This window comes from Paenibacillus forsythiae T98, from assembly GCF_000520735.1.
GTDB lineage: Bacteria > Bacillota > Bacilli > Paenibacillales > Paenibacillaceae > Paenibacillus_AQ > Paenibacillus_AQ forsythiae.
Genome location: NZ_ASSC01000432.1, coordinates 1 through 9,717, shown reverse-complemented (window position 1 = coordinate 9,717; position 9,717 = coordinate 1). Strand labels below are relative to the sequence as shown.

General features: G+C 58.4%; 8 protein-coding genes. 7 read left to right on the top strand and 1 reads right to left on the bottom strand.

The features are described 5' to 3' along the window. Nucleotides 1-400 precede the first annotated feature (400 nt). From L692_RS0113905 to L692_RS0113880, 6 genes are all read left to right on the top strand, one after another. The gene (locus L692_RS0113905) at nucleotides 401-877 is read left to right on the top strand and encodes a MarR family winged helix-turn-helix transcriptional regulator (protein WP_084463196.1); all 477 of its coding nucleotides are present in this window, start codon (nucleotides 401-403) and stop codon (nucleotides 875-877) included. Between the two features lie 84 nt (nucleotides 878-961). Then, complete coding sequence (locus L692_RS0113900) at nucleotides 962-1,357, top strand: DoxX family protein (protein ID WP_025700743.1); 396 nt, start codon at nucleotides 962-964, stop codon at nucleotides 1,355-1,357. A 38-nt stretch (nucleotides 1,358-1,395) separates the two neighbouring features. Continuing rightward, nucleotides 1,396-2,346, top strand: a complete 951-nt coding sequence (locus L692_RS0113895; RefSeq protein WP_025700742.1) for a ring-cleaving dioxygenase — start codon at nucleotides 1,396-1,398, stop codon at nucleotides 2,344-2,346. Continuing rightward, nucleotides 2,343-2,951, top strand: a complete 609-nt coding sequence (locus L692_RS0113890; protein ID WP_025700741.1) for an alpha/beta hydrolase — start codon at nucleotides 2,343-2,345, stop codon at nucleotides 2,949-2,951. Before L692_RS0113895 ends, L692_RS0113890 begins: the two co-directional genes overlap by 4 nt. Nucleotides 2,952-3,227: 276 nt before the next feature. Beyond that, entirely contained in the window at nucleotides 3,228-3,803 is a 576-nt protein-coding gene (locus L692_RS28805; RefSeq protein WP_232238791.1) for a TetR family transcriptional regulator, read from the top strand. Between the two features lie 263 nt (nucleotides 3,804-4,066). Beyond that, nucleotides 4,067-4,810, top strand: coding sequence for an SDR family oxidoreductase (locus L692_RS0113880; protein ID WP_025700739.1), 744 nt, complete (start codon nucleotides 4,067-4,069; stop codon nucleotides 4,808-4,810). Between the two features lie 82 nt (nucleotides 4,811-4,892). Here L692_RS0113880 and L692_RS28800 read toward each other — a convergent pair whose 3' ends face one another. After that, nucleotides 4,893-6,662 (bottom strand): glycosyltransferase family 39 protein, encoded by a 1,770-nt coding sequence (locus L692_RS28800; RefSeq protein WP_025700737.1) that lies wholly within the window; start codon nucleotides 6,660-6,662, stop codon nucleotides 4,893-4,895. A gap of 440 nt (nucleotides 6,663-7,102) precedes the next feature. On the opposite strand from L692_RS28800, the gene mprF reads away from it, so the two are divergent. Further along, nucleotides 7,103-9,717: bifunctional lysylphosphatidylglycerol flippase/synthetase MprF (mprF, locus tag L692_RS0113865; protein WP_025700733.1), on the top strand; the 2,615-nt coding region annotated here is incomplete at its 3' end.

Here is a 9,717-nt window from a genome sequence, read left to right as displayed (position 1 = left end):
GGCGGCGGGGCCCGCGCCGGCGGCGATAACGGTGAAACCGTCCGCGCCGCCAAGTCCGCGCCGGACGGCTTCCGCCTCGGCCTCCACGGCGGTTACAATCAGGACGCCGGGGAGGGCTTGTCCTGGCTCAGATAAATCTTGTGCTCCGGCATAGCCGGAGCCTCGGGGGAAAGTCACCGCGCAGCCCTCCTTATATTATAGAAGATATCTTTTTTCGCAAAGAAAAGGATACGCCCTTTTGGGGGTCAGGTCAATTTCGCGGCCTATGGATAAAGCGCCTCAGGTTTATTTCGCCGAAAGTGTTGACAAAATAAAATTAAGGATGTATATTTATCTTAACTTAAAGATAATTATCTTAAAGACAAATAAACGACACCAAGATGACTGAGAGGTGATTGAAATGAGCGGACTGAAAGAAGAATCGATTGTGGCTGGTGGAGTGCCCGGCCGGGATGAGGCGGCATCGCTGAAGCTATTCGTGGTTCTGTCCAAGGCTTACCGGAGTCTGATGGACCGGGCGGTCAAGGATATGAAGAATTACGGGCTGTCGTCCGCCGAGTTTATGGTGCTGGAGGTGCTCTATCACAGAACCCGTATTCCGCTGCAGCAGATCGGAGAGAAGATTCTGGTCACCAGCGGAAGCATCACCTATAACATCGACAAGCTGGAGAAGAAGGGGCTGCTAAGACGCGTTCCCTGCAGCGAGGACCGCCGCGTGACCTACGCGGAGATTACCGAAGAAGGCCGGAAGCTGTTCGACGAAATCTTTCCGAAGCATGTAGCGATGCTTCACGGAATGATGGGCGGCCTTGGCACGGAGGAGAAGGAGCAGGCGACCGAATGGTTGAAGCTGCTCGGGAAAGGGGTCGGCTCCTAGCTTGATTGCCGGGAAGACCCATATATTTTTGCCAAATATCTTAAAGTAAAGATTATTAAACACAAGAGAATGGAGAGAATAAAAATGATTAGTGTTGGATTATTGTTGATTCGTTTGTTTATCGGTGTTGCCTTTATCGGTCATGGTGCGCAAAAGCTGTTCGGATGGTTCGGCGGCTACGGCCCGAAGGGAACGGGCGGCTGGATGGAATCGGTCGGTATCAAGCCGGGCGTGGCGATGGCGGTGTTGGCCGGCATTCTTGAGCTTGGGGGCGGGCTGCTGTTCGCTGCGGGGCTGTTCACGCCGGTTGGAGCTGTGATGCTGATCTTAGCCATGGCGGGAGCGATGAAAGTGCATTTGTCCAATGGTTTCTGGGCCACTGCGAACGGTTATGAATATCCATTGACATTGCTTGTTGTGGCGGCGGGTGTCGCGCTGGCGGGCCCCGGCTCCATTTCGCTGGACCATCTGTTGTTCTGATCGATTGACCTTCTAATCCCGAAAGGAGAATGATTATTATGACACTTCAAACGGCAGGCATTCATCATATTACGGCGTTCGTTCAGGACGCGCAGCGGAACGCGGACTTTTATGCAGGCATTCTCGGACTGCGGCTGGTGAAAAAAACAATCAATTTCGACGCGCCGGAGGTCTATCACCTGTATTTCGGCAATGAAAGCGGTACGCCGGGTACGATCATCACATTCTTTCCTTCGCCTATAGGACGCAAGGGAAGAATCGGCAGTGGCCAGGTTGGCGTGACGACCTATGCCGTGCCTGCCGGTTCACTCGGCTTCTGGGAAGAACGGCTGAACGCGTACGACATTCCTTTTACCACCATTCAGCGCATCGGGGAGACTTATCTTTCCCTGGCTGATTATGACGGCCTGCGGGTCGAGCTGGTGGAGCGGGAGGAAGGGCCTTTAAGCGCCTGGTCATTCGGCGGGATTCCGGTAGAGCATGCCATCAAGGGATTTGGCGGAGCGGTGCTGTACAGCATCAATCCGGCGAGCACTGAAGACACGCTGGTCCATACGCTCGGCTTTGAGCGGATAGCCGAAGGAGACGGTTATGTGCGCTTCAAAGCGCAGGGACCGCTCGGCAACATTGTCGATATCAAGAGCGACCCGCTGCCGTTTGGCGCGGGGGGCAGCGGCACGGTGCATCATATCGCCTGGCGCGCTAAAGACGATGCGGAGCAGCTGGAATGGAAGGACTTTGTACAAAGCCGGGGCTTCCATGTAACGCCGGTGCAGGACCGGAATTACTTCAACGCCATTTACTTCCGTGAAGAGGGCGGCATCCTGTTCGAGATTGCGACCGATCCTCCTGGCTTTGCGAACGACGAGGAAGCGGATCACCTGGGCGAAAAGCTGATGCTCCCGGCATGGTATGAGCCGCACCGGGCGGAGATTGAGCGCAATCTGGCGCCATTTGTGGTGCGGGAGCTGGAGGTGAAGGCGGAATGATTCATATTTTCCGGCAAGGTTCGGATGCCTCGAAGCCGACGCTGGTGCTGCTTCACGGGACGGGCGGCAACGAGCACGATATGCTGCCGCTCGCCGACATGCTGTCGCCTGGCTCGTCCCTACTGGGTATCCGGGGCAATGTGCTGGAGAACGGGATGCCCCGTTTCTTCCGGCGCTTGTCCGAAGGCGTCTTCGACGAAGCCGATCTGATCGCGCGTACGCATGAACTGAAGGCCTTTCTGGACGAAGCGGCGGTAAAATACGGCTTTGACCCCGCCCGGCTTGTGGCCGTAGGATATTCTAATGGAGCCAATATCGCGGGCAGTCTGCTGCTGCATTACGGGAACCTGTTCGCTTCGGCGGCGCTGCTGCATCCAATGGTTCCGCTGCGAGGTCTTGCCCCTCAGCCCCTCAGCGGTGTGCCCGTCTTCATCGGCGCGGGCGTTAACGATCCGCTCGTTTCGGCAGCGGAGACCAGGGAGCTTCATGAGCTGCTGACCGGCGCGGGCGCGGAGGTCACCCTGCACTGGAGCAACCAGGGGCACCGGCTGAGCGCCGGCGAAGCTGAGGCGGCGAAGGACTGGCTGGACAGCCAAAGCTTCTGATACATGATGCGCCGGGCGCCTGCTGGGCAGCTCCGGGACCGTCCTGAGCCTCCTTCAAGGCCGGGGCGGCCCGTTTCATATATGGAAGAACGCGGGATCACGGGGGAAGACGCGATTCTGCGTTCTTTTTTAGCATGACAAAATAACGATATTGATATTTGTTTGGATTATCGCCTGTGCTATGATAATACCCGGAAGGGGGCGGCGAGCAATCCAATCAAAGGCCAATAGCCCATAATAATGAACGATTGCTCTTAAAGTATCATGACGAATGATTTGCCACTTACGAAAGACATGATTCTGGATGCCGCTGAGCAGGTGCTGCGCCGTTATGGACCCGATAAAACCTCCGTTATCGATATAGCCAAATCGCTTCAGGTCAGTCATGGAACGCTGTATCGGCATTTCGCGAGCAAAGCCGCTTTGCGGGAGGCTGTCACGGAGAGGTGGCTCGACCAGAGCATTGCCGGGCCTTTGGAGGGGATTGCGGGCACGGCCGAAGGGAGCGCAGCGGAGCAGTTGCGCTTATGGCTGGAGGCGCTTATCAAGAAGAAGCGGGATTACGCGGCGGAGGACGCCGAGATGTTCGCCATGTATGCGGCCGTTACGCTGGAGCGAGGCCCTATGCTTACGATGCATGTTGATCGCTTGATGAAGCAGATTGCGTCGATCATCGAACGCGGCATGCGGGCGGGCGAGTTCAAGCCGGGCACGGCGGATGCCGTTGCCAGATCGGTGTTCCTGGCGACGGAGAGCTTTCATCATCCGGCCCACGCCCATGAATGGTCATCGGAGACGGTCGACGAGGATTTCGCTGCGGTATGGAGTCTGCTGCTCTCCGGACTTAAGTAAAATACGCCTTTTAGAACAGGCCGGGGTTCCCGCTGCTTGTTTCTAAGAGGCGTATTTTTTGTGAAAGGGACTAAAACAACTTGCTGAATGACAAAAATATATTTTTGTCATTTGACATTTGATATGTGCCACTCTATAATCAAAACCATCAATAGGCATAATACCGGGCGCTTGGGCGCCGGGGCGCATCGCCCTGGACCTGGGGGATTGTTAGAGCCGGACGTATTTTGGGTAACCCTACAAAAAAAGGATGGGATATACGGGTGGAAAAGAAGCTTGCAGGCAAAGTCGCTTTGGTAACGGGCGCATCGCGGGGAATCGGACAAAAAATCGCGGAGGAGCTGGCAGCGAATGGAGCCAGGGTTGTCGTCAATTACGCCAGCAGCCCGGCTAAAGCGGAGGAAGTGGTAGCCGGAATCAAGCAGAGCGGCGGAGAAGCGGTGGCGATTCAGGCGGATATCAGCAAGGTGGCGGAGATCGAAAGCCTGTTCCGGAAGACTTTGGAGATTTACGGTCAGGTGGACATCCTCGTTAACAACGCGGGCATCATGATTACGAAGCCGATCGCAAGCGTAACGGAGGACGATTTCGACAAGCAGTTTGCGATCAATGTCAAAGGGACTTTCTTTGCTACCCAGCAGGCGGCGCTGCACATGAAGGAGAACGGGCGCATCATTAACTTCTCCACGTCGGTGGCGGGCCAGATGTTCCCGACCTACAGCACCTATGCCGGAACGAAGGGGGCCGTGGAGCAGTTCACCCGCCAGCTGGCGAAGGAGCTTGGACCGAAAGGCATTACCATTAACGCGGTTTCACCCGGTCCGGTGAACACGGAGCTGTTCACTGCCGGGAAGACGGAGGAGCAGATCAAGGCCGTAGGCAGCTCCAATTCGTTCGGACGTCTGGGCGAGCCGGAGGATATTTCCAAGGTGGTGCTGTTTCTGGCCAGCCCGGAGTCGCAGTGGGTGACGGGTCAGACCGTTCGCGTTAATGGCGGATTTATTTGAAAAAAGGCAGCGGCTGCTCCGGGACATGTGATATAGTCCCGGGGGCCGCTGCCTTTTTGTCGGCGTGTGATACAAGCTGCGGCTATAGCCGCTCCGGCAGGAGAGCAGGCTCAACATTCGGGGCGCCTCGCCGCCGCGACGCATCGAGCATCACTTTAATGAGCAGGATGCACAGAGCGATGTTCAGCAGCGCCGAGAAGAACAGCAGGAAGCCGATATGGCCGTCGCGGCTGGTATAACCGTAGTAGACGGCGTATGTGTTGAGAAAGATCGTCGCACTAAGGCCAAAGGCCAGCCACAGCAGGCGCTTGTCCTGGAACCGGGTGTAGGCCAGCAGCGCCAGCGCCGCCGCCGGGAACAAGTAGCGCTCATGCATGCTCGACGAGAAGGTGAACACGCCGGATATGAGCAGCAGGGCGGACAGCGAGGCGAACGCCGCGCTCCGGCTGCGCAGGTAGAGCCAGCCGGACAGGAGCGTGGCCGCGATGATGAAGATCAGGCCCCAGACATGATAGCTGAGGAACAGAAGCGGCGACGCAGAGTTCTCATAGTTGGCTCCGAGCAGCCCGAACAGGTTGAAGGCGTTCACCGAGGCGTAAGGGTACTCGTTCACCGTGCCGCTGTACAATTGGTAGAGCCACAGCGGGCTTGTGCCCGGAGAGAAGGGCAGCGCGACGATCACGGTTGTCACGGTGGCTATCGCCGCCGCTTTCAGCCAGGGCCCCGGCTTGCCCGTCCGGAGCAGCGCGAACAGCAGCACCGGCGCATAGATGATGCCCTGCGGCTTCATCAGAATGGAGAGGGTCAGGAAGAAGGCCGCCCAGCCGAGCTTCTGCCGGGTCATTGCAAATATGGACACGACCACGATCATTGTGAAAAAGGAATCCACCTGTCCCCAGAATGTGGCGTTGATCAGCACCGCCGGGTTGAACATGTAGAAACCGGCAATCAGGAAGGCTGTCTCGAACCGGAGGTAGCGGCTCGCCGCCTTGTACAGCAGAAACGCGGTAACCGCATCCGCCAGGATGGAAGGCAGCTTGATCAGCGTCAGGAAAAAGGGCTGAACCTGCGGCAGCGCGACGATTTTGCCGGTAGCATACAGAATGTACATGTAGAGCGGCGGATAGTCGCTGGAGCTGTTCTCGTAAAAGGCGCCGAGGCCGTCCGCCGCCGTCTGCGCCCAGGTTGTAAAAAAGCGGATGTCGCCCCGGTACCCGGAAATCCACGGGGCGGCGGCAAGCTTCAGGCACAGGCCCGCAGCAAGCAGCAGGCCGATGACAAGCCCTCTGCGGCTTTCGTTAACGTGCAGCCTGCCCGTGCTCGCAGAGTGGAAGGCCGCTCCCAGCAGCCCGGCGAACAGCGCCGCGTAGACGGCCAGCGCGATTCCGTACTGCCCGTCGCTTCCAAAGCCTGCGCCGCCGTTCATCCCGGAAGGGCGTGTAAAGCCTGCGCCGCTGCCCGCCATGTTCTGCGAGCTGCCCGGCGCCATGCTCTGCCCGGCGCCGTCCTGTCCTTCACCGGAGCTGTACCGGCTGCCGCTTGCTGCGCTCAGCGAATCGACTCCGTCCGCTGCGCTCTCCCGTCCGGCCCCGGAGACTGCGCCGGAGCCGCCGCCCGCCGTGCCCTGCCAACCGCGCGTCGATCCATCCTGCGCTCCGCTCCGGCCTCCCGGAAGCTCGCCGCTCTCGCCGCCGCGAAAGTATGCTCCCGCGCCGCCGCTCTGGCGCGTGAAGGCGCCGGAACCGGCGGCCCCGTCGCTTACTTGTGCCAGGGAATAGACGCACAGGCCCAGCGATATGAGCAGCGCCAGGGTCAGGGCGGCGAGCCATTTATGATTTTTGATCAGACTCAAGGACTCTTCTCCTCTCATTCTTGGCTTTAATTTACGGTCATTATAAAAGCCCGAGCTTAAGAAATCCTGAAAGGCAGAAGCACAGATATGAACTCCAAAGCAAATGGACTTCGTCCCGCAGCTTTATACCAAGCTCCTCATCCCCCTGTACGGCGGGAAGCGAGGGGCTTTTATTTTTGTCCAGGATGGTAAAAACCTCAAGGCGCGGCTCGTCTCAAGCGAGGGTGCCGGTTTTCTGGCGGTGGCGGCTATGATACACTTGGAACAGCCTGATTTCATATAAAATGATTGCCATTGTATCGCGGTGAGCTTTTTTCAGAGGATTTCAGGGATATGGAGACGGCTGCCGTCTAACAGTATAGGTACTTATTCATAACCGCGCATTTTCGGACCGGACAGGGTGAAAGGCGCGGCTTAGGCAACCAAAGGCAGGTAAAGATATGCATGTACATAAACCACGACTGGAACAACTGAAGCTGGTGAGGCTGCTGATCTCGATTTATCGCATCAAGGCGGTGCGGGCGCTGTTTCCGGTGCTGATGATCGCGCTTGTATATTGGGAAGGGCAGCATGAGCTTAGGGGAATCCGGCTTGCCCGGACGCTTCAGGAGCTGAGGCGAATCCCGGCGCAGGATATTTTGCAGATGCTGGGGGCGTCGCTGGCGGCGGTGGCGGCAATGAGCGCTTATGATTTTCTGATCCGCGCCCACTTTCGGATGAAAGTCGGGGTCTTTAGCACCTTCCGCTATTCGTGGATCGCCAATACCTTCAATAATATGATCGGCTTTGCCGGTCTGGCGGGTGTCGGTCTGCGTACGCTGCTCTACAAAAAAAGCGGGGTGCCAACTTCGGTTCTGACACCGGCAATCGTTTTTTTATCCCCGGTGATGATTACGGGTCTGTCGCTGCTGTCCTGGGCCAGTCTGTTTGGCATTTTGCCGGCGGAGGGGCTGCTGGACGAGCATCACTGGCTGGTATTCGCCGTCTGGGGGATGGCGCTGTATCTTCCTCTATTCGTCATGGTGCAGCGCTCCTCGCTGTTCGCCAAATGGATCAACCGGGGAGGGGGGAGGACGCCGTGGATGACGGTATACGCCTCGGTCGGTTCCTCGCTTCTGGAGTGGATCAGCGCGGGAATCGCCTTTTCGGTGATCGCGGAGCATCTGCTGGGAGGGGTTCACTTTCAGCCGATGATGAGTCTCTACGTGATTGCGGCGATTGCGGGCATCCTGAGCATGGCTCCCGGAGGCATCGGCGCATTTGATCTGATCGCGCTGCTGGGCATTCAGCAGATGGGGTACTCCAGCGAGCGGGCGATGGCCGTGCTCGTTATTTTCCGGCTGTTCTATTTCGTCATTCCCTGGCTGGTCGGGCTTGTGCTGGCGGCGCTCGAAATCGGGCAGCAGGGCATACGGCTGCTGCGCAGCTCGGTCGTGGACACCCCGCTGAATACCTGGCAGAGAATTTGGGGCTGGCCCGGACAGTATACCTTTCTCAGCGATCTTGGCGTATGGGCGCTCGGCAAGCTGGTGCTTGTCGCCGGCCTCCTTCTGCTGCTGTCGGCGGCCACGCCCGAGCTGTTGTCCCGGCTGCGCTTCATGGAGAGCCTTCTGTCGCTGCCGATCATGCGAATCTCCCATCATTTGGCCGTGGTCATCGGCTTCATGCTGGTGCTGCTGTCCCGGGGCATCTCGCTGCGCATCCGCAGAGCCTATATCTGGTCAAGCATTACGCTGGCTTTTGGCGCGGTATTCGCCTTCGCCAAGGGGTTCGATTACGAAGAGGCGCTCTTTCTCCTGTTCGTTGCCTTTCTGCTGTGGCTGTCAAGATCGCGCTTCTACCGGGTCAGCGCGCCGGTTTCGCGACACAGCCTGCTGTGGTGGCTGCTGCTGACCTCGGGCATCGCCCTGAGCTTCGATCTGCTCGCCAGCTACTCGCACCGGGGTTTCTTTAAAGCGCTGCGGCCCGGCGCGGAGCCCGAGTGGCTACAGCACCACGGCCACTTCGCGTATACGGCTGTGGGCGGGCTTGTGGCCGCGTGGCTGCTGCTCTCCATGATTATGGCGCTGCGGCCCAACCGCCGCGCGGAGGCGCTGACCGCGCCGCCGGACATGGACCGGTTGCGGCGCTATCTGAGGACGGAGCCCGGCAACGCGCTGACCCATATGCTCTTCACGGGCGACAAGAGCTTCTACTGGGCGCAAGGCGGCAAGGTCATGCTTCCGTTCGCGAAAGTGCGGGACAAGGCGGTCGTCCTCGGAGACCCGCTCGGCCCTAGGAGTCTGGTGAATGACGCCATCAGCGAATTCAGGACGGAGGCTGACAGATACGGTCTGTCCGTCGTCTTCTATCAGGCGACGCCTGGTTTCCTGCCGATCTACCATGAGCAGGGCTATCATTTCTTCAAGCTTGGCGAGGAAGCGCGTGTGGAGCTGGGCGGATTCACCCTTGGCGGCAAGAGACACAGCGACTTGCGGAGCGTGAGCAACCGGTTTGTCCGCGAAGGCTGCCGGTTCGAGCTTGCGGAGCCTCCGCATTCGCCAGAGCTGCTGAATGAGCTGCGTTCGATTTCCGAGGAATGGCTGAGAGGCAGGGCGGAAAAAGGATTTTCGCTCGGATGGTTCAACGAGTCTTACTTGCAGCTTGCGCCGATCGCCCTGCTCCGGGATGCCGGAGGCGCCGTCACCGCCTTCGCCTCGATTGCGCCGGGCTATGACAACGGAGTTGCCGTGTCCATCGACCTGATGCGCCACCGCCTGAAAAGTCCGAACGGAACGATGGATTTCCTGTTTATTTCCATGCTGGAATGGGCCAAGGCTCAGGGGTACAAGAGCTTTAACCTTGGAAACGCGCCTCTGTCCAGCGTAGGACGGAACGCGGGCTCGCTTCGCGAAGAGAAAATGGCCCATGTCGTGTTCAAGCACGGCGGCCATTGGTACGGATTTCTGGGCCTGCGCCGCTACAAAGAGAAATTCTCGCCGGAATGGGAGCCGCGCTACCTGGCTTATCCCGCTTCCCTGTCTCTCCCCGTTCTGACGCTGGATCTCGTTAGACT